Annotated in this window: 25 protein-coding genes; 13 read left to right on the top strand and 12 right to left on the bottom strand. The window is 70.7% G+C overall.

The features are described 5' to 3' along the window. Positions 1-131: 131 nt before the first annotated feature. Positions 132-1,145 carry a LacI family DNA-binding transcriptional regulator gene (locus RM788_RS12370; protein ID WP_315931765.1) on the top strand — a complete coding sequence of 338 codons (1,014 nt, stop codon included), beginning with the start codon at positions 132-134 and terminating at the stop codon, positions 1,143-1,145. A 156-nt stretch (positions 1,146-1,301) separates the two neighbouring features. After that, positions 1,302-3,839 (top strand): ABC transporter substrate-binding protein, encoded by a 2,538-nt coding sequence (locus RM788_RS12365; RefSeq protein ID WP_315931763.1) that lies wholly within the window; start codon positions 1,302-1,304, stop codon positions 3,837-3,839. Positions 3,840-3,843: 4 nt separating this feature from the next. On the opposite strand, the gene RM788_RS12360 is transcribed toward RM788_RS12365, so the two are convergent. After that, positions 3,844-4,299: a nuclear transport factor 2 family protein gene (locus tag RM788_RS12360; protein WP_315931762.1), complete on the bottom strand. Its 456-nt coding sequence runs from the start codon at positions 4,297-4,299 to the stop codon at positions 3,844-3,846. 90 nt (positions 4,300-4,389) lie between these two features. On the opposite strand from RM788_RS12360, the gene RM788_RS12355 reads away from it, so the two are divergent. Beyond that, complete coding sequence (locus tag RM788_RS12355) at positions 4,390-4,947, top strand: TetR/AcrR family transcriptional regulator (RefSeq protein ID WP_315931761.1); 558 nt, start codon at positions 4,390-4,392, stop codon at positions 4,945-4,947. Positions 4,948-4,956: 9 nt separating this feature from the next. Here the strand turns inward: RM788_RS12355 and RM788_RS12350 are convergent, their stop codons facing one another. The 3 genes from RM788_RS12350 to RM788_RS12340 all read right to left on the bottom strand — a co-directional run bounded on the left by RM788_RS12350 (position 4,957) and on the right by RM788_RS12340 (position 6,374). Further along, positions 4,957-5,391, bottom strand: coding sequence for a response regulator (locus RM788_RS12350; RefSeq protein WP_315934618.1), 435 nt, complete (start codon positions 5,389-5,391; stop codon positions 4,957-4,959). A gap of 118 nt (positions 5,392-5,509) precedes the next feature. Next, a complete protein-coding gene (locus RM788_RS12345) occupies positions 5,510-5,860 on the bottom strand; it encodes an STAS domain-containing protein (RefSeq protein WP_315931759.1) in 351 nt (116 codons plus the stop codon). A 103-nt stretch (positions 5,861-5,963) separates the two neighbouring features. Further along, the gene (locus RM788_RS12340; RefSeq protein ID WP_315931758.1) at positions 5,964-6,374 is read right to left on the bottom strand and encodes an STAS domain-containing protein; all 411 of its coding nucleotides are present in this window, start codon (positions 6,372-6,374) and stop codon (positions 5,964-5,966) included. Between the two features lie 234 nt (positions 6,375-6,608). On the opposite strand from RM788_RS12340, the gene RM788_RS12335 reads away from it, so the two are divergent. Continuing rightward, positions 6,609-7,013, top strand: coding sequence for an ATP-binding protein (locus RM788_RS12335; RefSeq protein WP_315931757.1), 405 nt, complete (start codon positions 6,609-6,611; stop codon positions 7,011-7,013). Between the two features lie 6 nt (positions 7,014-7,019). Here the strand turns inward: RM788_RS12335 and RM788_RS12330 are convergent, their stop codons facing one another. Both RM788_RS12330 and RM788_RS12325 read right to left on the bottom strand, forming a co-directional pair. Continuing rightward, the gene (locus RM788_RS12330) at positions 7,020-7,853 is read right to left on the bottom strand and encodes a lysozyme (protein WP_399344970.1); all 834 of its coding nucleotides are present in this window, start codon (positions 7,851-7,853) and stop codon (positions 7,020-7,022) included. A 158-nt stretch (positions 7,854-8,011) separates the two neighbouring features. Then, positions 8,012-8,386, bottom strand: a complete 375-nt coding sequence (locus RM788_RS12325) for a hypothetical protein (protein WP_315931756.1) — start codon at positions 8,384-8,386, stop codon at positions 8,012-8,014. Positions 8,387-8,645: 259 nt separating this feature from the next. Here RM788_RS12325 and RM788_RS12320 point away from each other — a divergent pair, with 259 nt between their 5' ends. Further along, positions 8,646-9,914, top strand: a complete 1,269-nt coding sequence (locus RM788_RS12320) for a hemolysin family protein (protein WP_315931755.1) — start codon at positions 8,646-8,648, stop codon at positions 9,912-9,914. A gap of 88 nt (positions 9,915-10,002) precedes the next feature. Continuing rightward, the gene (locus RM788_RS12315) at positions 10,003-10,404 is read left to right on the top strand and encodes an ATP-binding protein (RefSeq protein WP_315931754.1); all 402 of its coding nucleotides are present in this window, start codon (positions 10,003-10,005) and stop codon (positions 10,402-10,404) included. Between the two features lie 461 nt (positions 10,405-10,865). On the opposite strand, the gene RM788_RS12310 is transcribed toward RM788_RS12315, so the two are convergent. Further along, positions 10,866-12,278 carry an alpha/beta hydrolase gene (locus RM788_RS12310; protein WP_315931753.1) on the bottom strand — a complete coding sequence of 471 codons (1,413 nt, stop codon included), beginning with the start codon at positions 12,276-12,278 and terminating at the stop codon, positions 10,866-10,868. Between the two features lie 203 nt (positions 12,279-12,481). Here RM788_RS12310 and RM788_RS12305 point away from each other — a divergent pair, with 203 nt between their 5' ends. The 3 genes from RM788_RS12305 (at position 12,482) to RM788_RS12295 (ending at position 14,599) form a co-directional block, all read left to right on the top strand. After that, positions 12,482-12,883, top strand: a complete 402-nt coding sequence (locus RM788_RS12305) for an STAS domain-containing protein (RefSeq protein WP_315931752.1) — start codon at positions 12,482-12,484, stop codon at positions 12,881-12,883. A gap of 202 nt (positions 12,884-13,085) precedes the next feature. Then, complete coding sequence (locus tag RM788_RS12300) at positions 13,086-13,352, top strand: GlsB/YeaQ/YmgE family stress response membrane protein (RefSeq protein ID WP_315931751.1); 267 nt, start codon at positions 13,086-13,088, stop codon at positions 13,350-13,352. Between the two features lie 92 nt (positions 13,353-13,444). Then, positions 13,445-14,599 (top strand): AI-2E family transporter, encoded by a 1,155-nt coding sequence (locus RM788_RS12295; RefSeq protein ID WP_315931750.1) that lies wholly within the window; start codon positions 13,445-13,447, stop codon positions 14,597-14,599. A 24-nt stretch (positions 14,600-14,623) separates the two neighbouring features. On the opposite strand, the gene RM788_RS12290 is transcribed toward RM788_RS12295, so the two are convergent. From RM788_RS12290 to RM788_RS12280, 3 genes are all read right to left on the bottom strand, one after another. Then, on the bottom strand, positions 14,624-16,057 hold the full coding sequence (locus RM788_RS12290) for an aldehyde dehydrogenase family protein (RefSeq protein WP_315931749.1): 1,434 nt from the start codon (positions 16,055-16,057) through the stop codon (positions 14,624-14,626). Beyond that, the gene (locus RM788_RS12285) at positions 16,054-16,380 is read right to left on the bottom strand and encodes a hypothetical protein (protein ID WP_315931748.1); all 327 of its coding nucleotides are present in this window, start codon (positions 16,378-16,380) and stop codon (positions 16,054-16,056) included. The genes RM788_RS12290 and RM788_RS12285 overlap by 4 nt, the downstream gene beginning before the upstream one ends. Before the next feature lie 219 nt (positions 16,381-16,599). After that, on the bottom strand, positions 16,600-17,172 hold the full coding sequence (locus RM788_RS12280) for a TetR/AcrR family transcriptional regulator (RefSeq protein WP_315931747.1): 573 nt from the start codon (positions 17,170-17,172) through the stop codon (positions 16,600-16,602). A 109-nt stretch (positions 17,173-17,281) separates the two neighbouring features. On the opposite strand from RM788_RS12280, the gene RM788_RS12275 reads away from it, so the two are divergent. Then, a complete protein-coding gene (locus RM788_RS12275; RefSeq protein ID WP_315931746.1) occupies positions 17,282-18,748 on the top strand; it encodes an FAD-dependent oxidoreductase in 1,467 nt (488 codons plus the stop codon). A 150-nt stretch (positions 18,749-18,898) separates the two neighbouring features. Further along, positions 18,899-19,144 (top strand): PLD nuclease N-terminal domain-containing protein, encoded by a 246-nt coding sequence (locus tag RM788_RS12270; protein WP_315931744.1) that lies wholly within the window; start codon positions 18,899-18,901, stop codon positions 19,142-19,144. On the opposite strand, the gene RM788_RS12265 is transcribed toward RM788_RS12270, so the two are convergent. Together RM788_RS12265 and RM788_RS12260 are read right to left on the bottom strand one after the other, a co-directional pair. Next, positions 19,145-19,789, bottom strand: a complete 645-nt coding sequence (locus tag RM788_RS12265) for a response regulator (protein WP_315931743.1) — start codon at positions 19,787-19,789, stop codon at positions 19,145-19,147. Further along, positions 19,786-20,931 (bottom strand): sensor histidine kinase, encoded by a 1,146-nt coding sequence (locus tag RM788_RS12260; protein ID WP_315931742.1) that lies wholly within the window; start codon positions 20,929-20,931, stop codon positions 19,786-19,788. The genes RM788_RS12265 and RM788_RS12260 overlap by 4 nt, the downstream gene beginning before the upstream one ends. A gap of 89 nt (positions 20,932-21,020) precedes the next feature. On the opposite strand from RM788_RS12260, the gene RM788_RS12255 reads away from it, so the two are divergent. Next, the gene (locus RM788_RS12255) at positions 21,021-21,368 is read left to right on the top strand and encodes a sigma factor (RefSeq protein ID WP_315931741.1); all 348 of its coding nucleotides are present in this window, start codon (positions 21,021-21,023) and stop codon (positions 21,366-21,368) included. A gap of 319 nt (positions 21,369-21,687) precedes the next feature. Continuing rightward, positions 21,688-22,917 carry a tyrosine-type recombinase/integrase gene (locus RM788_RS12250; protein WP_315931740.1) on the top strand — a complete coding sequence of 410 codons (1,230 nt, stop codon included), beginning with the start codon at positions 21,688-21,690 and terminating at the stop codon, positions 22,915-22,917. Positions 22,918-22,957 lie beyond the last annotated feature (40 nt).

Here is a 22,957-nt window from a genome sequence, read left to right as displayed (position 1 = left end):
GGCGTCCGTCAGGGTGAAACCGTCTCGCCGGGGTGCTTCGGGTTACCGGTTGGGGCTTACGGACGTGACTGCTGTGGCCGTAGCCTGCGGTAGACCAATCACTGGGTAGCTGACGGTTGCGAGGGGACGACGTGGTCACCATCGCGGAAGTGGCTCGGCATGCCGGGGTCGCGCCGAGCACCGTGTCGTACGTCCTCACGGGCAGGCGCTCGATCTCGGAGGCGACCAAGGTCCGGGTGCGCGAGAGCCTGCGGCTGCTCGGCTACCACGCCACGGTGTCCGCGCGGTCGGCCTACACGGCCCGCAACGACGTGCTGGCGCTGGTCCTGCCGCTGCGCGAGGGCATGAACATGCCGGTGGTGACGAGGTTCCTGCTCGCCGTCGCCAGCGCGGCCAGGCGGGGCGGGCAGGACGTGCTGCTGCTGACCGCCGACGAGGGGCCGGACAGCCTGCGGCGGGCGGTGGAGAACGCCCGCGTGGACGGCCTGATCGTGATGGACGTGGAGATGCGCGACGAGCGCGTCCCCGTGCTGCGCGAGCTCGACCGGCCGTCCGTGCTGATCGGCGTGCCCGCCGACGCGTCCGGGTTGACGTGCGTGGACCTGGACTTCGCCGCCGCGGGTGCGCGCGGAGTAGACCACTTGGCGGATCTGGGGCACCGGTACGTGGGCCTTTTGGGTGCACCGCGGGCGGTGTACCGCAGGGACACCGGGTTCGCGCACCGGGCGATGGCCGGGTTCAGCGCGGCGGCGATGCGGCGCGGGGTGGCGATGACGACCTCACCGCTGGAGCACGACCGCGGCGCGGTGCAGAGGCTGGTGGCCGACCTGCTGCATGACCACCCGGCGCTGACGGGGCTGGTGGTGCACAACGAGGTCGGGCTGCCGCTGGTGGTGGAGAGCCTGCGGGCCCTCGGCCGCAAGGTGCCCGAGGACATCGCCGTCGTGGCGCTCTGCGCGGACGACTACGCGGAGCTGATGAACCCGCCGCTGACGTCGGTGCACATCCCCGCCGAGGAACTGGGGAACCACGCGGTGGCGCTGCTGCGGCGGAAGCTGGACGGCAGTCCCACGCCGCCGTTGACGCTGCTGCCGCCGCGGCTGACGGACCGGGCTTCGGCCGATCGGCGCACGCCCGCGCGATGATGCTTCGGGTGCGGCTGGTCGCCCTTGTCCGCGGTTCCCCGATGGCGCCGAGGTGTTCTCGCGCGGTGATCCGTCACCCGGTCGAAGGATCATCGTTCGTGGCGCTGTCACGTCCTTACCCTCCGCCGGACTGGTGATCCACCTCGGAGGTCTGCCGTGCCGGAAGAGAACGACAGTCCGATCGCACTCACCCGGCGGGCGGTCGAATCGCGCGAGTCGGATCCGTCGCGCGCGCGTGAGCTGCTCGGAGCCGCGTTGGCGGAGGACAAGGACTACGAGCCCGCGTGGCGGTGGCTGGCCGAGCTGGTCGACGACGACGCGGAGCGGAGGTTCTGCCTGGACCGGGCGTTCGCGATCGAGGCGGACGCGGCCACCGGCCGGGCGCGCAGGGCGTTGGACGGCGTCACGCCGGTGCCGCCCGCCGAGGTCGTGGACCTGGTCGACCCGCCCCGCCCCGAGGAGCCCGAGCCCGTCGGCCGTGGCGGCCGCGGGGGAGTGCGGTCGTGGATCGCGGTGGGCGCGGTGGCCGTCGCCCTGCTCGGCGTGCTGGGCGTCTGGAGCGCCTCCGGCAGCCAGCGGGGCGAGCCGGTGTACGTCGCGATGGTCGCCGGGATGACCGGGCACGGCGCGGCGGCCTCCAAGCAGGTGGAGAACAGCCTGCGGATGCACCTGGAGGCGGTGAACGGGGCGGGCGGCGTGAACGGGCACCCGGTCGAGCTGCTCGTCTACGACGACGCCGACGACGTGGGCAGGGCGACCGGCGTCGCGGAGACGATCGTCCGCGAGAACCGGGTCATGTACGTCGTCGGGCACGGCAGCAGCGATACCGCGCTGGCCGCCGCGCCGATCTACCAACGCGCGAAGATCCCCGCGATCACGCCGTCGGCCACGTCGTCGCGGATCACCGACAGCAGCGACTGGTACTTCCGCAGCATGTTCGGCAACCGCACCCAGGCGGATTTCCTCGCGGTGTACCTCTCCGACGTCCTCGGCGCGGGGTCGGCGACCCTGGTCCACGACGACGACGAGTCGGGCCGCTCGGTCCGCGACGCGTTCCTCGACTCCTACGGCAGGTTCGGCACCGTCTCCGCCACGCTGCCGATGGGCCCAGGCACCTCGGTGGACGAGGTCGTGCGCGCGGTCGACCCCGCGGTGCCGGTGGTGCTGGCCGTCGAGGAGGAGCGCGGACTGGAAGTGGTCAAGGGGCTGCGCGCCGCGGGCGTGTCGGCGCCGATCCTCGGAACGGCGACGCTCGGCACCCGGACGTTCCACGACGCCCTGCTCGAGGCCGAGCGCGCGGGCGGGCAGCCGGGGCGGCTCACCGGGAACCTCTACGTGGGCACGCCGCTGGCCAACGACTCGCTGTCCGGGCCCGCGCTGGCCTGGGCGGAGGACTACCAGCGGCGCTACGGGGAGCAGCCGCTGTGGCAGGCCGCGACGGCCCGCCAGGCGCTCAACGTCGGACTGCACGCGATGAGCACCGGCGACCTCGCCTTCACCGCGGACGACAGGGCGCGGGACCGGCAGCGGGTGCGCGACTCGCTGGCGGCGTTGAAGGACAAGAAGAATTCGTTCCCGGCACTGCTCGGCCCGCTGTACTTCACCCCGAACGGGTCCGCGCAGATGCCGGTGTCGATGGTGACGAGCGACGGGACGAGGTTCGTGTCGGCGCCGGTCCAGCTGACGACCTACGAGCCGCCGTCACCGGACGCGCTGCGCGCCGCGCTGGCCGACGGCAGCGTCATCGCCATCGGCGACCGGTACCTCAGCCGCCGCCAGGTCGTGTCGACCGGCATCAACCTCAACGAGGTCCGCGACCTCGACACCAGGGACGGCACGTACTTCGTCGACTTCTTCCTGTGGCTGCGCTACACCGGCGACCACGTGGCCTCCGACGTCCAGTTCGTCAACGCGGTCAAGCCGGACCTGAAACTGGGCCAGCCGCTGCGCGACGTCACCGAGAACGGCGCCACCTACCGGCTCTACCGGGTGGGCGAGCGGTTCAAGAGCGGCTTCGAGTTCCGCGGGTTCCCGTTCGACCACCAGAAGCTCGTCGTCATGCTCCAGAACCGGACCCGCACCGCGGACCAGGTGGTCTACGCGACGGACAAGGAGATCCTCAACGAGGAACCGTCGCACTACCTGCGCAGCGGGGCCGACGCGGGCGCGGGCATCAACCAGATCCCCAACTGGGTGGCCACTTCCGCCCGGTTCTTCCAGCGCACCGTCGGCAGCAGCGACGCGCTCGGCGACAGCGACGGCGCGTCCGGCATCTTCTACAGCCAGTACGCGGGCGAGATCGAGATCGCCCGCGACACGCTGCCGTTCCTCATCAAGAACCTGCTGCCGCTGGTGCTGCTGATCTGCGTGACCTACCTGTCGCTGTTCTTCTCCGCCGCAGACGGGAGCGCACCGGTGTCGATGGGCGTGACCGCGATCCTGAGCACGGCGGTGCTGCTCAACAACGTGACCTCGCAACTGCCCTCGGTCAGCTACACGGTCGCGCTCGAATGGGGCTACTACGCGTTCATCCTGCTCGCGGCCACGTGCGTGCTGATCGCCATGCTGCGCAAGCGCTTCGCCACCACCGGGCACCAGGTCGCGGAACGGCGGCTGAGCAAGGCCGCCCGCGTCGGCTACCCGGTCTTCCTGCTGGGCGTGGTGATCACCTACGTGGTGGCGTTCGGGACGTGACCCGTCACCGCAGCGGGATCGTCGAGTCGCGTTCGGACTCCGGGCGCGGGCCGAAGATCCGGCGTTCGGACTCGGCGATCACCACGTCGTCGATGCTCGCCTCGCGCCGGGTCATCAGTCCGCGCGCGTCGAACTCCCAGTTCTCGTTGCCGTAGCTGCGGTACCAGGCACCCTCGGCGTCGCGGCACTCGTACTGGAACCGCACGGCGATGCGGTCGTCGGTGAACGCCCACAGCGACTTGCGCAGCGCGTAGTCGAGCTCGCGCCGCCACTTCGCGGTCAGCAGCCCGACGATCTCCGCACGGCCGCGGACGAACACGTCCCGGTTGCGCCACACCGAGTCCTCGCTGTAGGCCAGCGAGACCTTCTCCGGGTCGCGGGTGTTCCAGGCGTCCTCCGCGGCTTGGACCTTCCGCAGCGCGGTCTCGAGCGTGAACGGGGGGAGCGGCGGTCGTTCCACGGGGTACCTCCGGTTGAGAACGTGCGTTCTCCGGTACCGTAGAGAACGCACGTTCCCCTCGGCAAGCCCCCTACCGTTCGGATTCCGCACATGCCCCTCGACGACGACACCGCGCGCGCCAGGCTGCTCGACACCGCGGAGGACCTGTTCTACGCCCGCGGCGTCCAGGCCGTCGGCATGGACGAGATCCGCGGCGGCTCCGGTGTGTCCCTCAAACGCCTCTACGCCCTCTACCCGGCCAAGGAGCAGCTCGTCGAGGCGTACCTGCGCCGACGCGACCTGCGCTGGCGCGGCTCGCTCACGGAGTTCGCCACGGCCGTGGAGGACCCGCGGGACCGGATCGCGGCGGTGTTCGACTGGCTCGGGACCTGGTTCCGGGAGCCGGGCTTCCGCGGGTGCGCGTGGATCAACGGCTACGGCGAGCTGGGCGCGACCTCCGCCGTCGTGGCGCGGCTGGCCCGTGAGCACAAGCGGGCGTTCGCGGATCTGGTCGCGGATCTGGTCGCGGACGCCGGGCTGCCGGACGCCCTGGCGCCCCAGCTGTTCCTGCTCGCCGAGGGCGCGATGGTCAGCGCGGCGATCCTGGACGACCCCCGGCAAGCGGACCACGCCCGCGCGGCCGCCGCGGCGCTGGTGGCCGCGAGCTGATCGGGAGGGTCACACGAGCTGGGCGGAAGCGGGCCTGGCGACCACGGAGATGAAGAAGTCGTCGATCTGCCGGACGGCGCCGATGAACGCGTCGAAGTCGACGGGCTTGACGACGTAGGCGTTGGCGTGGAGGTGGTAGGCCCGCAGGACGTCCTCGTCGGCCTTGGACGTCGTCAGCATGACCACCGGGATGGTCCGCAGGTCCTCGTCGGACTTGATCCGGTCCAGCACCTCGTGCCCGTCCATCAGCGGCAGGTCGAGGTCGAGCAGGATCAGGCCCGGTCGCACGGCGTCGGCGTACGCGCCCCTGCGGTGCAGGTAGTCCATGGCCTGGATCCCGTCGCGCACCACGTGCAGCCGGTTGGCGACCTTGTAGTACTCGAAGGCCTCCACGGTCATGAGCGCGTCGCCCGGATCGTCTTCGACCAGCAGCACGTCGATCATGGTTCCGGGCTCTGTGGTCACGGCGCGGTCCGTTCGTGGTGGGACAGTGCCGGACCATGGTGCCACGCGCGCCGCACGGCACCGACCCCGTCCACCTCGAACGTCCGGGGGATCCGGGTCAGCCGACCGCCTTAAGCGCGTCCTCGAGCGTCGGGTGCAGCGGGAGGAGTTGGTCCATCGCGGTCGCCTCCAGGGAGCGCCGCACGCTCCGGCTGGCCACCACGTGCACGGGCCTGCCGCCGAGCTGCTTGCCGTACTCCCTGGCGTGGGCCAGGGCGGCGATGCCGGAGGACGCGAAGAACGTCACCTCGGACATGTCGAGCACGAGTGCCGGCGTGCCCTCGTCGAGGGCTTCGACGACCTGCTCGCGCAGCGCGTCGCTGTTGGACATGTCGATCTCACCGGTCATGCGCAGCACGGTCGGGACATCTCTGGAGGTGGATTTCGTCGAGCCATCGGGCGAGGTCATCAGCCCATGATGGCGGTCGGAAGCCCGTTCGGCCACACTGGAAAAATCATGGCCGTTCCAGGTTTGAGCCGTCTGAACAGCGGGAACCCCGAGCTGTTCGGCGTCAGCGCGCGGCGGCCACCGCCGCGTCGACACTGGGGTGCAGCGTGAACAGCCGGTCGAGCGCGGCCGACGTGATCGAGCGCAGCACGGCGCGCGAGGACACGACGAGGTGCATGGGGGTGCCGTTGGCCTCGCCCGCCTGGTGGTTCGCCACGAGCAGCGACAGGCCGATCGAGGCGAGGAACTCCACCTCGCCGAAGTCGACGACGACGGCGGGTTTCGCCTCGTCGGCGGCCGCGGCGGCGAAGGCCGCCGTCAGGTGGTCGCCGAGCTTGGGGGCGGTGTTCATGTCGATCTCCCCGGCCACGCGCACGACCAGCACGCCCTCGACGTGCTCGGTCAGCACCCTGAGGGGCGTGCTGTGATCGGGGCCCGAGCCGGACCCGGCGTCGTGCACAGAACTACGGGGCATCGCATTCCTCGTCTCGTGGTGCACGACAGCCTAGTGCCGCCGGGCGATCACCGGGGGCCCTGATCCCCGCGTCGCGCACCGGACAGGAGGAGGACGACTTCACGGGCGTCGATGGCCCACCCCGGCGCCGGTCTCTACAGTCTGACGTGTGACGGGCGACCCGGCCGGGTAGCCGTCATCCACACCACCCGCCGTCCTACGAACCGACCGCGGTCGCACCAGCTGAGGAGTCAGGTGAGCGCGCCGACGACGCACCCGTACCACCAGTTCGACCTCGACGACCACGACACACCGCCGCTCTCGGAGGTCCGCGCCTGGATCCGGACGCTGCTGGAGGACCTCGACCCCGACCTCGTCGCCGACACCGAGCTGATCGCCACCGAGCTGGCCGCCAACGCCTACGAGCACGCCAAGGCGCCCCGCCTGCTGCGGTTGGAACGGCGGAGCGGGCCGGGCGTCGTGCGGCTGGAGGTCGACGACGGCAACCCGGACCTGCTGCCGAAGCCGGGCACGTCGACGCTGGGGGAGTTCAGGGGCCGTGGCCTCGTGCTGATCAAGTCGCTGGGTGCCGCTTGGGGCGTGGAGCGCTACGCCGACCGCAAGACCGTGTGGGCCGAGATTCCCGAGCCCCCCGGCTGACCTGCTTCAGCGCCGGACGGCCCGGTCGCCGCCGCTCAGCGCGAGCAGGCGTTCGTAGGGCCCGTTGAACGTGTTCTGGTCGAGCGGTGTGGACGTGTGCTGCCAGATCGTGTGCACCGGCCACGGGTGGGGGAGTTCGCCGACGTCCTCGGAGTACCGCGCCACCCACAGCGGGTTGGAGGCGCTGAAGTCGCCGAGGTTCCCGGTGCACTGGTTCCACCAGCGGGTCGAGGTGTAGATCACCGGCGGACGGCCCGTGCGCAGGAGGTAGGCGTCGCTGAACCCGCGGATCCAGGCCACCATCGCCTCGCCCGCCATGCCGTAGCAGGTGTCGCCGTACGGGTTGTACTCGATGTCCAGCACGCCCGGCAGCGTCCGGCCGTCGGGCGCCCAGCCGCCGCCGTTGTCCACGAAGTACGCCGCCTGGGCCGTGCCGTCGGACCGGTCGGGCAGGGCGAAGTGGTAGGCGCCGCGCAGCATCCCGACCGCCGCGGCCCCCTGGTACTGGTCGGCGAAGCCGGGGTTCAGGTAGCCGGTGCCCTCGGTGGCCTTGACGTAGGCGAACCGCTTGCCCTCGTTCCAGTGCGCGGCCCAGTCGACCTGGCCCTGGTGGCTGCTCACGTCGATGCCCTCGACCGCGTCCTCCGAAGCCGCCCTCGCGGCCCTCGGGGACGCGCCGACGTCCTCGTACCGGGCGATCTGCGACCCGGCGTAGTGGTCGGCGGAGCCCTTCGGCAGCGGAATGTCCGCGTCGGCGGGCGCCCTCGTGGTGGCCAGCAGCGCCACCGTGGCGGTGACGGCGGTGACGCGGAACGCCCACCTCGTCACGCGGGTTCGGATCGGCACGTCTCCCCCTGCTCTGGTCGTCGTTCTCCGGGCCGCGCACCCGCCGATGACATCGCGGAATCGATGAATTCCGCGGGCGCGCGGTCGCCCCGTGGTGCTATTTCCCAGATGGGTGATCGCGGCGCGTCACCGAATGCCGGCGGAATGCCGGATCATCCCCTGATCGGTGGATGGGGATTCGGCAATTCGTCGACTTCCCGCCCTTCGAGCGCCTTCTGCGCGGCCTCCAGTTCGGCGCACGCGGCGTCGAGCCTGCCCTCGTCGGAACCGAAATGACCGAACGCCACGCGCACGTGGTTGACCGCCTCCGCCACCGGTCCCAGCGGGTCGGCGCTGATCAGCGCGGCCAACTGGGCCTGCACGGGTCTCGCCGTGGCCACGAAGGCGCCGAGCGCCCGGTTGACCACCTCACCCACGACGGGGCTCGGCCGCCGGGCCGACTGGTCGTTGAGGCGGAACAGGGGGTCCGATGCCACTCGCACCGCGGTGCGCAACACCGCCACCGGATCGGCGTTGTCGATGCTCATTTACCGAGCTTAGGCGAGTGCGGCGCGGGGCGTGCGCGGAGAAGGCGGGGAAAGCGGTAAACAACTCTTACCGGTGAATTTCCTCCCAAGTTTTTCGCGTTCGCGAGTGCCGTGCGAGGAATGCGGATCCCACCGCCGCGGACCGCCTGTCGAGACGGTGTCCGGTTTCAGCGGGGCCGGGTTCGGTCACCCGTGACGAAAGCCGGGGACCCCCTGTTAGCGTGGCCGCTCGCACTCACAGTCGGGAGCACTGTCCACAGTGGACGGATATTGGTTCGACATCACCCTGGTCGCGGTGCTGGTACTGGTGAACGCCCTGTTCGCGGGCAGCGAGATCGCCCTGATCTCCCTGCGGCAGGGGCAGCTCAAGCAGTTGGAGCGGCGCGGCGGCCGCACCGCCACCACCCTGCTGAAGCTGGCCCGCGACCCCAACCGGTTCCTGGCCACCGTCCAGATCGGCATCACCCTCGCCGGCTACCTCGCCTCGGCCACCGCGGCGGTGTCGCTGGCCGCGCCGGTGGCGCCGCTGCTCACCTTCCTCGACGGCGCGGCCGACGCGGTCGCGCTCGTGCTCGTCACCATCGTCCTGGCCTTCTTCAACCTGGTCGTCGGCGAACTCGCGCCCAAGCGCCTGGCCATGCAGTACGCGTTGCCGTGGTCGCTGTTCGTGGCCCGCCCGCTCAACGCGCTGGCCGTCGCCTCCAGGCCCGCGGTGTGGGTGCTGAGCCGGTCGACCGACGTCATCGTCCGCATGTTCGGCGGCACCACCGAGACCCCCGAGGAAGAACTCAGCCCCGAGGAGCTGCGCGACCTGATCGCCGGCCAGCGCGGTCTCAACGCCGAGCAGCGCACCATCATCACCGGCGCCCTGGAGATCCACGAACGCGTCCTGCGCGAGGTCCTCGTACCCCGCCGGGCCGTCTTCACCCTCCAGAAGGACCTGTCCGTCGTCGAGGCCCGCACCGAACTGGCCGCCTCCGGCCACTCCCGCGCCCCCGTCGTGCACGACGGCCACCTGGACGACGTCCTCGGCATCGCGCACCTGCACGAACTGCTGGGCGACGAGGGCACCGTCGCCGACGTCGCCCGCCCCATCGTCAACTTCCCCGACAGCGTCCGCGTCTCCGACGCCCTGCGCCGCTTCAAGGCCGCCCGCGAGCAGTTCGCGCTGGTCATCGACGAGCACGGCGCGGTGGCCGGCATCGTCACCCTCGAAGACCTGCTCGAGGAGATCGTCGGCGAGATCTACGACGAAACCGACCGCGACGTCATCGCCGTCCGCACCGAAACCGACGGCGCCCTCCGCCTACCCGGCACCTTCCCCGTCCACGACCTCGTCGACCTCGGCGTGGAACTCCCCGACGCCCCCTCCGGCGACTACACCACCATCGCGGGCATGCTCCTCGTCGCACTCGGCCGGATCCCCGAGGCGCCGGGCGACGTGGTCGTGCTCGACAAGTGGCGACTCGAGGTCACCGCCACCGCCCACCACGCCATCACCGGCGTCCGCCTCCGCCCAATGGACTAGTGGCTCACAGGTGTTCCACAGCCTCCGCGTGGGTAACCGGCGTGATGTCGGGAGGCGAGGTCCCCCGGCACGATCGGAGTGGTGTGCCATGAGAAGTTCGAAGCGGATGCAGGTCGACCTGGACCTGGGCGGCCATTCGGCACCGCCGCTGGCCGAGCTGCGCGCGCACATCCGCGAAGCCCTGGCCACGATGAGCGCCGAATGCGTTGAAGACGTGGAGCTGCTCGCCACCGAACTGGTGAGCAACGCCTACGACCACGGCCTCCACCCCATCTCGGCTCGTCTCTGGTCACCACCCCACACCCGTTTCGTCCGGGTCGAGGTGGACGACTCCAACGCCCTGGGACTACCGGTCGTGGGCGTGTCCAGGCTCGGCGCGTTCCGCGGCCGCGGCCTCGTGATGGTGGACCGCCTGGCCCACCGCTGGGGCACGGCAGTGAGGACGTGGGGGAAAACCATCTGGGCCGAAGTCCCCTGCGCACTCGCCTGACGAAGGTGCTCTGTCCGTCGCGAAGCGCCGGATGCCCTGTCGGACCCAGTCCGATGCCTGGTCCGGCGCCGCTCGGATGCCCAACCGACGCGAAGCCAGGTGCCCTGTCCGTCGCGGAGCGCCGGATGCTTGGTCCGGCGCAGCCCGGATGCCCTGTCAGGCGCAGCCTGATGCCTGATCCGGCGCAGCTCGGATGCTCGACCGAAGCGAAGCCAGGTGCCCCGTCCATCGCGGAGCGTCGGATGCCCTGTTCGGTGCGGAGCATCGGATGCCCAAGTCAGGCGCAGCCTGATTGCCCTGTCGGACGCAGTCCGATGCTGGCGAAGCCAGACCTACCCCTCAGCCCCCGATCCAAAGCCCGCTCTCACTTCACCCCCGTTTGTCAAGATAGCTTTATCGTCTTGACAAACGGGGGTGAAGTGCTAGAGACAATATGGCGACGGGGGGCGCTTCGCTCTACCTCACCCAGCCTCCTCCACCGCCGCACACCCAACCCCAGGCACCCTCAACCCGATCAAATACCCATCCACACCCGCCCGCGTGCACTCACTACGCGGATAAGCCACATGCCCCCACCCGTCGTAGGTCAGCAACGCCACCTTCCCCCGCCCCTGCCTCTGCAAGCTCTCCGCCCACGCATAAGGCGTAGCCGGATCGAACCGCGAGTTCACCACCAAGATCACCGGCGCTCGCCGCAGGTCCAACCGATGCGGCGGATTCGCCGCCCGCCCTGGCGTCCCGGCACAAGCCATCGCCTCATCGTGCCCAAGACTGCTCCCGCGCATCGTCGGCCCCACCCGCAGCTCCTCCGCGTACAACCGCCGGTACTCCGCGAAGCTCCCGATCCGCAACGAGAAGTCCTGGCACACCGTCGACTGCCGGATCGACTGGTAGTTCGGCTCGAAGTAGGACGAGATCCCTGACCTCTCAGCCGCCAACGCCTGGATCACCCCGGCGATGTCCGCCCAGGCGGGGTCGTACAGCAGGTTGTGCACGTACCCGATCAACTCCTCCCGCCCGAACCCGGAAGCATCGGCCCCCACAAGCGCGTCCTCCCACGCCTGCCGCACGTCCTGCCCGTGCAGCACGCAGGCCTCGCTCCGGTCGCACCACTTCACGAACTCCGAGAACGACGCCTCCACGGACGCGGCCCGGTCGACGACGAACCGCGTCGTGTCGGTGCTGTGGTCGATCGCGCTGTCCAGCACCATCGCCCGCAGGTGGTCGCCGAACAGCTCCGCGTACTGCTGCCCGAGCAGGGTCCCGTACGAGATCCCGGCGAAGCTGATCTCCCGCTCGCCCAGCGCCCGCCGGACGGCGTCCATGTCCCGAGCCGCGTCCGCCGTGTTCGCGTTGTCGAACAGCGCGCCCCCGCGGGCCCGGCAGTCGGCGCGCAGCTCCGCGTTGTACCGGACCAGCGCGTCGAACCCGGCCCGGTCGGCGGGGTAGCCCGAGGGCGCTTGCGCCAGCAGTTCGGGGGAGCACCGGATCACGGAGCTCCCCGCCGTGCCGCGCTGGTCGAACCCGATGAGGTCGAACCGCGCCCGCACGTCGGCGCTGAAGTACGACCCGGACTGCGCGAACGCCGCCGCTGACCCGCCGGGACCGCCGGGATCGCCGAACAGCACCCCGATGCGCCGGGACGGGTCGCCCGCCTTGAGCCGCGACACCGCGAGGTCGACCGTCGGGCCGTGCGGCCTGTCCCAGTCGAGCGGCACCCGCACCGACCCGCAGTCCGCCGCGGGGGTGTCCGGGCACGGGGCCCAGGCGATGGCAGGTGGAGTCCGGGGTTGTTCGGCGTTCGCCGCCGTGGTCCCCACGAGCAGCGCCGCGCTCGCGAAAACCGCTCCGAGCACATGCAAGATCGGCCGCACGGTCTCTCCACTCCGTTGTACCGGGATCGGACCCGCGCGATTCTGGTCAGTTGATCATGAACTGCGCAAGCACTCCTGTTGTGGGTTCCAGGAAGCGTCCGTATCGTTATCGGGGCGAACTACCGATAGCGCTTCGCGAGATTGGTTCGGGTTCAACAGCTAGCTCGGCTGGTCTTCCTCTGCGCAGTGGAGAGGGACCCACAATGCCCACGCAAGCATCATCGCCCGCAGGTACTTCCTCCGATTCCGACCTCACGACGCCCGCGACGGTCGTCACCCTCGTCGGCGAGATCGACGCGAACTCGACCGGACCGGTCAGGCTCCGGGTGTTCGACGCGTTCGACGCCGACCCCTCCGCCGTCGTGCTCGACCTCACCGGGGTCGAGTTCTTCGGTTCGACCGGCATCGCCGTGGTGCTCGCCGCAGCTCAGCGCGCGGACCGGCGGGGCGTCCGGTTCGCCGTCGTGGCGAACCAGCGCTGCGTGCTGCGCCCACTGCGGGTCACGGGTGTGACGGCCCACGTCGCCGTCCACCCGGACGTCGACTCCGCCCTGGCCGCGCTGAGCCGCCCGGCACCCCGCATCCCGGCCGCGCGAACGGGCTGACGGAGGGCGTGCACGCCTTTGTCGATCATGGATCCAGCTCGTGAAAATGATTTCCCGACTCCACAGTGGACGGCGCATCGCCGTACCCCCTAAAAATCTTTTCAAACCCATGTTTGAAGCGATCGCCGACTGGACATCCCAGCTCCAAGCAAGAACAGAGCGGTGACGGAGACCTCGTCGCCGCCAGACGAAGGAGCTTCCTGTGGGTGTCTTGGGTTGGATCATTCTCGGCCTCATCGCCGGCGCTATCGCGAAGGCGATCATGCCGGGCAAAGACCCCGGTGGCATCATCATCACGATGCTGATCGGCATCGTGGGCGCCATCATCGGCGGCTTCGTCGGCAAGGCTCTGTTCGGCACCGACATCAGCACCTTCTTCAGCCTGAGCACCTGGCTGCTGGCCATCCTCGGCTCCCTCATCCTGCTGGGCATCTACCGGCTGGTGACGGGCAGGCGCGCGCACGCCTAGCCTCAAGACGTGCGCACGCGAACCCCGGCGACCTCCCCCTGTCGCCGGGGTTCGCCATGTCCGGGGGAGCCCCACCAGAGCGGCGGATGAACATGGACAGCAGACGACAACCCCAGGACGTGGTACCGCGGTTGCTGCGGGTCGCGGCGGCTCTGTCATGGCGGTTCCTCGTCGTGGTCGCCGCCCTCTACGTGGTCGGCACCGTCACCGGCTACCTCGCGGGCATCGTCGTCCCGGTCGCGATCGCACTGCTGCTGGCGGCGCTGCTCGTCCCCGGCGTCGACGACCTCGCCGGCCGCGGCGTGCCGAGGGGCCTCGCGGCCGCGCTGGTCCTCATCGGCGGCCTGGTGATCCTCGGCGGCGTCCTCACGTTCGTCGTCGTCACGTTCGTCAACGGCGTCCCCGGCCTCGTCACGCAGCTCTCGCAGAGCGTGGAAACGGCCTCGGACTGGCTGACCAACGGCCCGCTGCACCTGAGCGACAACCAGATCCGCGACGCCTCCGCGAAGTTCGTCGCGACGCTGACGGAGAACCAGTCCGACATCACCTCGGGCGCGCTGACCACCGCCGCCACCGTCGGCGAGATCCTGACCCAGATGCTGCTCGTCCTGTTCACCCTGATCTTCTTCCTCTACGACGGCGCCCGCATCTGGCAGTTCCTCATCCGCGCCGTCCCGAACCGCGTGCGGACCAGGGTCGACGTCGCGGGCAGGCGCGGTCTGGCCGCCCTGGTCAGCTACGTGCGCGCCACCGCGGCCGTCGCCGTCGTCGACGCGGTCGGCATCGGCATCGGGCTCGCCGCGCTCGGCGTCCCGCTCGCGATCCCGCTGGCGGCGCTGGTGTTCCTCGGCGCGTTCATCCCGATCATCGGCGCCGTGGTAGCGGGCAGCATCGCCATCCTGATCGCGCTCGTCGCCAACGGCGTGGTCGCGGGCCTGGTCGTGGCGGGCATCGTGATCGCCGTGATGCAGCTGGAAAGCCACGTGCTGCAACCACTCCTGCTCGGCCGCGCGGTGAAGCTGCACCCGCTCGCGGTCGTGCTGGCCATCGCGGGCGGCCTGCTCACCGGCGGCATCGCGGGCGCCCTGCTCTCCGTGCCGCTGCTGGCGGTCCTGAACTCCGGCATCCGTTCCCTGCTCAGCGAGGCCGACGAGCACGTCGACCCGGCCGACGTGCACGCGAGCGAACCCGAGGAGTCCGCGCCGGACGAACCGGGCCTGGACGTCGAGAAGGGTCCCGTCGGCTGACCGGTCACCGTTCCCCTCCGGGGATCAGGGGTTTCCCCTTCCGGTCCACTGTGGACCGGGGATGGCCGTGGTGCGCACGGTGAGCCACCGCCACTGGGTGAACTCGTCCCAGCTCCGCCCCGATCCGTTCCGGCCGCCGCCCGCCGCGCCCCACCCGCCGAACGGCGCGAGGGCGCTGTCGTGCGGGGACCGGTCGTTGATGTGCACGACACCGGTGGCGAGCCTGCCCGCCAGCGCGAGACCGCGTTCGACCGAGCCGGTCTGCACCGCCGCGACCAGCCCGTACCCCGTGCGGTTGGCCACCTCGACGGCCTCGTCCTCGTCGGCCACCACGATCACCGGCGCGACCGGGCCGAAGATCTCGTCGGCGAACGCGGGCATGTCCGAGGTGACCCCGGTGAGCACCGTCGGCCGGTAGCACAGGCCGTCGTGCGTGCCGCCCGTCCGCAGCCGGGCCCCGGCCGACACGGTGTCGCGGACGATCCGGTCCACCCGCTCCAGCCGCGCCGCGTCGATCAGCGGGCCCAGCGCCACGTCGTCGCGCCACGGGTCGCCGACGACCAGCTTCTCCGCGTGCCGGGTCAACCGGTCCGCGTACTCGTCCGCGACGGCCCGCAGCACGATGTGCCGCCCGGCCGCCCGGCCCTGGTGCACGAACGACCCCGCGGCCCCGGCCGAACTGGCCAGGTCCAGGTCCGCGTCGTCCAGCACGATGATCGCGTTGGTACCGCCCAGTTCCAGCGACACCCTCTTCAGGTCGCGCCCGGCCTCCGCGCCGATCCGCCTGCCGACCGCGGTCGAGCCGGTGAACGCGATCATCCGCACGTCCGGGTGCCCGGTCAGCGCGCGGCCGACCTCGGCGTCACCGCCGACGACCCGCAGCACGCCGTCGGGCAGACCCGCCCGTTCGAACAGCGCGGCCAGCACGTGCCCGCCGGACACCTGGGTGTGCGGATCGGGCTTGAGCACCACGGCGTTGCCGAGCGCGAGCGCGGGTGCCACGGCGCGCATACCCAGCAGCAGCGGCACGTTCCACGGGCTGATCACCCCAACGACCCCGAGCGGCGCCCGCCGTCCGAGGCTCTGCCTGCCCTCCGGGTCGGTGAGCAGCTCGCCGTGCGGCTGGGTGGGCAGCGCCGAGGCGACCCACAGCTCGTCGAGCACCGCCCCGACCTCGTCACCCGCCCTGGCGCGGAGCGAACCCGACTCGCGCACCAGCCACTCGACGACCTCGTCGGTGTGCTCCTCCAGCACCTGCGCGGCCCGGCGCAGCACCGCGGCGCGGTCCGCGGGCGGGGTGGCGGCCCACGACGGCTGCGCGGCGGACGCCTCGGCGATCGAGGCGCGCATGCCCTCGGCGTCGGAGAGGACCACCTGGCCGAGCACGTCGCCGGTCGCGGGCTCGACCACGTCGCGGGCGTTCGGCCCGGATGCTGCGGGGGAGACGAGGCGGGTCATTCGGCTGCTCCTCGGGAATGTCCGGTGATGGGCACGTCGACCAGCAGCGGGGCGGTGCGCTGGGTGGATGTCGCGATGACGTCGACGGGTTCGGCGGCGTCGGCCACGCGGACCGCGTCACCGTCGGGCATCGGGTCCCGCGCCGGACGCCTTCGGTCCTGCCTGCCCGAGACCACCACGAGCGGCGTCCGCGGTCGGCTCGCGATCGGCCCGTTCGCGAATCCCGCGGCGATGTGCGGGCCGACGAACGCGGGCCACCTGAGCTTGGCAACCGCTTTCCAGTCGGGGAGCCGCAAGCCCTGAACGCGAGCTGATTCCGCCATGCGACCACGAAACCGCTCCCGCGCCCCGTCCGCAAGGTCGAGCCTTCGGGCGTCGGCGGCGACTTCCGGACCCACGATCCCGGCCGCGGACCCGATCGCCCCGGACACCGGCTTCGCGGCCATCCCGCCCAGCGGTGTGATGATCCCCTTGGTGGCCCGCTCGAAACCGGGAGGTGGCGGGGCAGGCAGTCGTCTGTCTACAAAGGACCGTACTGCCGGTCAGGCCGTCAGCGCGATGGTCGCGCGGCGAGCGGTCGCGATCACCTCCTCCGGGCTCGCGGAAGTGCCCCTGGACGCCAGGAGCGCCGCCCCGACGGTGTCGAACGCCATCCGCACGTAGAGCCGGTCCTCCTCGCTCGCGCCCTCGCCCGCGAAGAGGTCGATGAGCGGTGCGAACCCGGAACGGACGTCGTTCCCGGTGGTGATCAGGCGTTTCATCACCGGCTGGTTGGCCTGCGCGAGCAGCATCGCCTGGATGCGCGCGGGCGTGGTGCTGTCGATCCAGCGCACCGCGGCCCGGCGCAGCAGGTCCGGTGCCGGAGGCTGCGCGGCGACCCACCCGGTCAGCTCGTCTAGCTCGGACATGCGCTCCTCCATGAGGCTCGCCACGATCGCTTCCTTGTTCTGGAAGTGGTAGTAGAGCGAGGACTTCGTGATGCCGAGGGCGCTGGAGATGTCCCTGGTCGTCGTGCCCTCGAAGCCCTTCTCGGTGAACAGCCGCAGCGCGACCCGGAGGATCTCCGCGCGCGTCTCGGCCCCCGTGCGGCGCTCGCCACCCGTGTCGGTGCTCATGTCAGGTCCCTTCGTCGCGGCCCACTCTAGTTGACGACCGAACGCCCGTTCGGCTACGTTCGAGTTACTTAACGAACGCCCGTTCGGTAAATCTGCGAAGGGAACCACCATGACCACCACCCGCATCGCCATCGTCGGAGCCGGGCCCGGCGGACTGACGTGCGCCCGCGTCCTCCAGCGGCACGGCATCGCCGTCACCGTGTACGACGCCGATGCCTCGGTCGACGCCCGCGACCCCGGCGGCACCCTGGATCTGCACGCCGACTCCGGGCAGGTCGCCCTGGAGGACGCGGGCCTGCTCGCCGAGTTCCACGCCCTGGCCAGGGTCGAGGGCCAGGCCAAGAGCAGGCTCGACCAGTACGGGACCGTGCTCTCCTCGTTCGTCCCCGACGAGGGTGACGACGCCGCGCCGGAGATCGACCGGGGCCAACTCCGCGCCATGCTCGCCGCGAACGTCGCACCCGGCACCGTGCGGTGGGGGCACAAGCTGGTCGCCGTCACGCCGCTCGGCGACGGCGTCCACCGCCTGGAGTTCGCCAACGGCGCCACCGCCGAGGTGGACCTCGTGATCGGCGCGGACGGCGCCTGGTCTCGCGTCCGCACCCTGCTCAGCGACGCCGTGCCGCACTACACCGGCATCTCGTTCCTCGACGTCTCCTTCCCCGACGTCGACCGCCGCCACCCCGGCATCGCGAAGCTGGTCGGCGACGGTCACATGTTCGCCAACGACGGCGGGGGCCGCGCCATCATCGGCCAGCGCAACAGCGACAGCCACGTCCGCGGTTACGTCGCCATGCGCACCGACGTCGACTGGCTCGGGAAAGCGGGCGTCGACCCGGCCGCCGTGCGCGCGATCCTGCTCGACGAGTTCGCGGGGTGGTCCGACGAGCTGCTCCGGTTCATCGTCGACAGCGAGGGGTTCGTCAACCGCCCCATCCACGTCCTGCCCGCGCCGTTGACCTGGGAGCACACGGCCGGTGTGACGCTGCTGGGGGACGCCGCGCACCTGATGTCCCCGTTCGGCGGCTTCGGCGTCAACCTGGCCATGCTCGACGCCGCCGAACTGGCCCGCGCGCTGGCGGCGGAACCCACCGTCGACGCCGCCATCACCCGGTACGAGGCCACCATGATGCCCCGTTCGGGTGAACACGCCACCGGCGCGAACGACGCCCTCGACCGCTTCTTCGCTCCCGGCTCCTCCGACACCCCGGACCACGAGGTGGAGCACCGGCGCTACCGCGAGGCCGCCGCCGCGTACCGCGACGACCGGGAGCGCTTCGAGAGCGCCGCCCGGCCGGTCGACGGCACGTGGACGATCGGCTTCACCACCCCGCAGGGCGAGCGGTACCTCGACCTCGAACTCGGCACCGCCGACGGCACCCTCACCGGCACCCTCGACGGCCTGCCCACCGAGGACGGTCGGGTGGACGGCGCCGAGGTGGGGTTCACCGCGCGGCTCACGTCGCCGTTCAAGATGAAGATCAAGTGCGCCGCCACCGTCGCGGGCGACACCATGTCCGGCAAGGCGAAGGCTGCCATGATGTCACTCGCCTTCACCGCGACTCGCAAGGGCTGACCCCGCTCCACAGTGGACGGGTACGACTTTCTGCCTACCCCGGCCCAGCGCGCGGGATGATGCGCGCTCACGGCCGCTGGGGCAGTCTTGGGGTAGCGGAGGTGACGCCGGTCCACGGCGCCGCGCCGCCCGACCCGGAGGAGCGACCCCGTGCACACCCTCGAACCGCAGACGGCCCTGGACAACGGCTTCAACCTGCTGGCCGCGGGTCTCATGATCGCCGTCGCGCTGGGATTCCTGGTGCTGTTCGTGGCGGCGCTCGTCAGCGTCCTGCGCTCGCGCCTGTCCGGCGGGATGAAACTCGTGTGGGTGGTCTTCGCCTTCTGCGCGCCGTTCCTCGGCAGCCTGCTGTGGTTCGTGGTGGGGCGCAAGAACGCCGAACGCAGCTTCGCCTGATCACGCCAGTCCGGCGTCGTGCACCACGATCGCGACCTGCGTGCGGTTCGCCACGTCCAGCTTGGCCAGCGCCCGTCCGATGTGGACCTTCACGGTCGACTCGCTCAGCTGCAACGACTTCGCGATGGCGGCGTTGGCCAACCCATGGCCCACGGCCACGGCGACCTCCAGCTCACGCGGGGTCAGCGCCTCCAACCTCTTGCGGGCGCCCGGTTTCGCGCCGCCGTCGGCGAACTCGCCCAGCAGGCGCTTGGTGATCCGCGGCGAGATCATCGCGTCGCCGCCCGCCACGACGTGGATCGCGGCCAGCAGGTCCTTCGGCGCGATGTCCTTGACCAGGAACCCCGCGGCACCCCGGCGCAGCGCCGCGTGCACGTACTCGTCGAGGTCGAACGTGGTCAGCACGACGACGGCGGGCCCGCCGGGCAGCGCGGCGACCAGACCGGTCACCTCCAGCCCGTCGACGCGGGGCATCTGGATGTCGGTCAGCACCACGTCCGGGTGATGCGTCGCGACCAAGTCCAGCACACCGGTCCCGTTAGCCGCCTCGGCGACGACCACGATGTCAGGGTCGGACTCCAGGATCATCCGGAGCCCACCGCGCACGAGCTCCTCGTCGTCGAGGAGGAGCACCTTGACCGTCACGGGTTCTCGTCGTCCGATCGCAGGGGGAACTGGGCCCGCACAACGTACCCGCCGCCCGGCGCGGGCCCGGAACGCACAGCGCCTCCCGCCAGCGCGACCCGTTCGCGCATCCCGATCAGCCCGTACCCCGATCCGGGCACCGCGGCCGGGTGGCGACCGCCGCCGCGGTTGGACACCTCCACCACGAGGTCGTCGTCCACGGCGCCCACCGAGACCCGGACCGGGGCGCCGGGAGCGTGCTTCCCGGCGTTGGTCAGGGCCTCCTGCACCACCCGGTAGGCCGCCCGCCCGACCGCGCCGGACGCGTCCGGCAGGGAGTCGGGCAGGTCGAGGTCGACATCCGCGCCCGTCGCCCGGAAGTCCCGTGCCAGCGCGTCGATACCGCCGAGCGCCGGGGCGGGCGCCGGGGAGTCCGAGGTGTCGTCGCGCAGCACGCGGAGCATGTCGCGCAACTCGGTCAGCGCGGTGGCGCTGGTCTTGCGGATCACCTCGGCGACCTCGGCCGTGCGCTCACCACCGGGCGTGACCGACAGCGCCCCCGCCTGCAACGCGATCACGCTCACCCGGTGCGCCACCACGTCGTGCATCTCCCGCGCGATACGACGGCGCTCGTCGGCGACAGCCCGTTCGGCCAGCAGGTCCCGTTCCCGCTCGGCGTGCTCGGCCCGGTCCCGCAGGGCGGCCAGCAGCTTGCGGCGCTGGAACGACCACAGGCCCAGCAGGGTGGGGGTCAGGACGATGAGGCTGCCCACGAGCAGCAGGAGCTGCCACTCGTCCAGGTCCTCCGCCCCGTCGGCGAACACGAAGCCGACCAGCGCCACGGCCACCACGACCCACGTCCTGGCGGCAGGCCCGTAGCGGCTCGCCACGGCGTGCAGACCGATCAGGACGGGGATCAGGTGCAGCCCACCGAACAGCCCCGCCAGCCCGACCGCGAACGCCACCAACGGGAACCGGCGCCGCACCACCAGCGCGCCGAAACCCACCACGGCCAGCGGGACCAGCAACGCCATCGGCGGGGCTGGCCTCGACTCGGTGAGCGCGGCCGCGATCGCCGCGGCCGCCAGGACGAGGTCGAACAGCAGCGACCGCACCCGGCCACCCCACCAATCCAGCCGCAGTACCAGCTCGCCCACCCGCATGTTCACCCCTTCCAGTGACTTTCCGCTCCGCCGATTGCGGATCGCACTGGGCCGATTAGTCCAACGGCCAACCATGCATGCATGATCCCGTGCATGACCAGCCCGACACCGCCCGCGAAACCCGGCCTCCCCTCGAAGCGGGCGACAGCCTGGTGACCGGACCCGTCGCGGTCGATGATGTCGAAACCCTGCTGGCCCGCATCGCCCAGGGCGACCGCCACGCGTTCGACCGGCTCTACGACCACGCCGCCGCCCACGTCCTGTGGCGCCTGCGCCGAGTCCTCACCGACCCCGACGAGGCCGAAGAAGCCGCCCACGAGGTCTGGCTCCAGATCTGGCGCTCCGCAGGCCGCTACGACCCGCTCAACGGCACCACCATGTCCTGGATCATGGGCCTCGCCCGCCGCCACGCCGTTCACCGACTTCGCCAGCGCTGACCGCTCTACGTGATTTCGCACAAACCCCGCGGCCCGCCATCGCGTGCCGTCTTTAGGGCGCTGGCCTGGGTTCACCAGGCTTTCCGGCACGCGTAAACCGAAAAGTCCCCGACCACAACGGTCGGGGACTTCTCGGCGATTGTGGGCGATACTGGGATCGAACCAGTGTCACCGGGCACTACGTGTCACTTGGCATGACCTGCTTGCATGCCCTTCTACCTGCGGCTAACGTAACCTTTGACGCGTGACACACGATGACACGAGTGGACACGGATGAACACTCAATCTGGCACGCGACTGGCACGAAGGGCACACTCCGATGGCACGAGCAAAGCGAGGGAAGCGGTACTTCGGCAGCGTCCGGGAACTGCCATCTGGTCGGCACCAAGCGCGCTATACCGGACCTGACGGGGTCACATACAGCGCTCGGAGGCCGAACGGGAAGGCGCTCACGTTCGACACTCAGGGCGATGCAGATGCGTGGCTTGCACTGCGGCACTCGGAGATCCTGCTCGGCGCGTGGTTGCCGCCCGCTGAGCCGAAGCCTGAAGAGGCAACGCCGATCACCGTTCGTGAGTACTGCGAAGCGTGGCTGACGGATCGGGATTTGGAACAGACCACCATTGACCACTACCGCCAGATACTCGACGACCACATTTACCCGACGTTCGAGAACGTCGCCGTCATCTCGGTGACTCCGGCGTCTGTGCGTCAGTGGTTCGCCCAGGTGGCGCGTGGAGACGGAAAGAAGGTCAAGGACCGTCCGACTGCACGGGCCCACGCGTACGGCCTGTTGCGCACGATCATGAATACCGCCGTTGCCGATGAGGTCCGTGACTCGAACCCCTGTCGGGTGCGAGGTGGGGGCTCGGCGAAGCGGGTGAAGAAGATCCGCCCGGCGTCCTTGGCCGAACTTGAGGCGGTTGTGTGGGCGATACCTGAGCGGTACAAGTTGATGGTCTTGCTGGCCGCGTGGTGCGCGATGCGCTTCGGCGAACTGGCCGAACTGCGTCGAGCCGACGTCGACACCAAGAGGGGTGTGGTGCACATCCGTCGGGGTGTCACACGCACCAAGGGCAAGCGGATCGTCAAGGACCCCAAGTCGGATGCCGGAAAGCGTGAGGTCAACATTCCTCCGCACTTGATTCCGATGGTCAAGAACCACCTTCGCGACCACGTGGCGGGCAGCAAGGTGGCGCTGCTGTTCCCGGCGACCAGCGACAACACCCGACACATGGCCCCATCGTCGCTCTACCGCGTCTTCTACCCGGCGCGAGAGAAGGCGGGGCGCGACGACCTGCGCTTCCACGACCTACGGCACACCGGGGCTGTGCTGGCCGCGGCGACGGGGGCGACACTCGCCGAGTTGATGGCTCGTCTGGGTCACTCCACACCAGGTGCAGCGATGCGCTACCAGCACGCGGCGGCCGACCGGGACAAGGTCATTGCCCAGGCTCTTTCTGATCTTGCCGGAGGCACCGTAACGCCGATCCGGCCAGCCGTGACCAGCGACGAACAGGAGGGCGACGCGTCGGCGGCTACGGCCTAGACGCTGATTACCAAGACATCAAAACGGCCCCCGGCGGTGC

It is taken from the genome of Umezawaea sp. Da 62-37 (assembly GCF_032460545.1).
Classification (GTDB): Bacteria; Actinomycetota; Actinomycetes; order Mycobacteriales; family Pseudonocardiaceae; genus Umezawaea.
Note: the sequence above shows the minus strand (reverse complement) of the source record. Positions and strands in the feature narration are given on the sequence as shown.

Excerpts from the sequence above, each read along its gene's own strand:
- RM788_RS12315 (WP_315931754.1), top strand. The coding sequence starts at position 10,003 with ATGAGAAGTTCGAAGCGGATGCAGGTCGACCTGGACCTGGGCGGCCAT.
- RM788_RS12290 (WP_315931749.1), bottom strand. The coding sequence starts at position 16,057 with ATGACCCGCCTCGTCTCCCCCGCAGCATCCGGGCCGAACGCCCGCGAC.
- RM788_RS12350 (WP_315934618.1), bottom strand. The coding sequence starts at position 5,391 with ATGATCGACGTGCTGCTGGTCGAAGACGATCCGGGCGACGCGCTCATG.
- RM788_RS12305 (WP_315931752.1), top strand. The coding sequence starts at position 12,482 with ATGCCCACGCAAGCATCATCGCCCGCAGGTACTTCCTCCGATTCCGAC.
- RM788_RS12280 (WP_315931747.1), bottom strand. The coding sequence starts at position 17,172 with ATGAGCACCGACACGGGTGGCGAGCGCCGCACGGGGGCCGAGACGCGC.
- RM788_RS12285 (WP_315931748.1), bottom strand. The coding sequence starts at position 16,380 with ATGGCGGAATCAGCTCGCGTTCAGGGCTTGCGGCTCCCCGACTGGAAA.
- RM788_RS12275 (WP_315931746.1), top strand. The coding sequence starts at position 17,282 with ATGACCACCACCCGCATCGCCATCGTCGGAGCCGGGCCCGGCGGACTG.
- RM788_RS12340 (WP_315931758.1), bottom strand. The coding sequence starts at position 6,374 with ATGCCCCGTAGTTCTGTGCACGACGCCGGGTCCGGCTCGGGCCCCGAT.
- RM788_RS12250 (WP_315931740.1), top strand. The coding sequence starts at position 21,688 with ATGGCACGAGCAAAGCGAGGGAAGCGGTACTTCGGCAGCGTCCGGGAA.
- RM788_RS12295 (WP_315931750.1), top strand. The coding sequence starts at position 13,445 with ATGGACAGCAGACGACAACCCCAGGACGTGGTACCGCGGTTGCTGCGG.
- RM788_RS12345 (WP_315931759.1), bottom strand. The coding sequence starts at position 5,860 with ATGACCTCGCCCGATGGCTCGACGAAATCCACCTCCAGAGATGTCCCG.
- RM788_RS12260 (WP_315931742.1), bottom strand. The coding sequence starts at position 20,931 with ATGCGGGTGGGCGAGCTGGTACTGCGGCTGGATTGGTGGGGTGGCCGG.
- RM788_RS12325 (WP_315931756.1), bottom strand. The coding sequence starts at position 8,386 with ATGAGCATCGACAACGCCGATCCGGTGGCGGTGTTGCGCACCGCGGTG.
- RM788_RS12355 (WP_315931761.1), top strand. The coding sequence starts at position 4,390 with ATGCCCCTCGACGACGACACCGCGCGCGCCAGGCTGCTCGACACCGCG.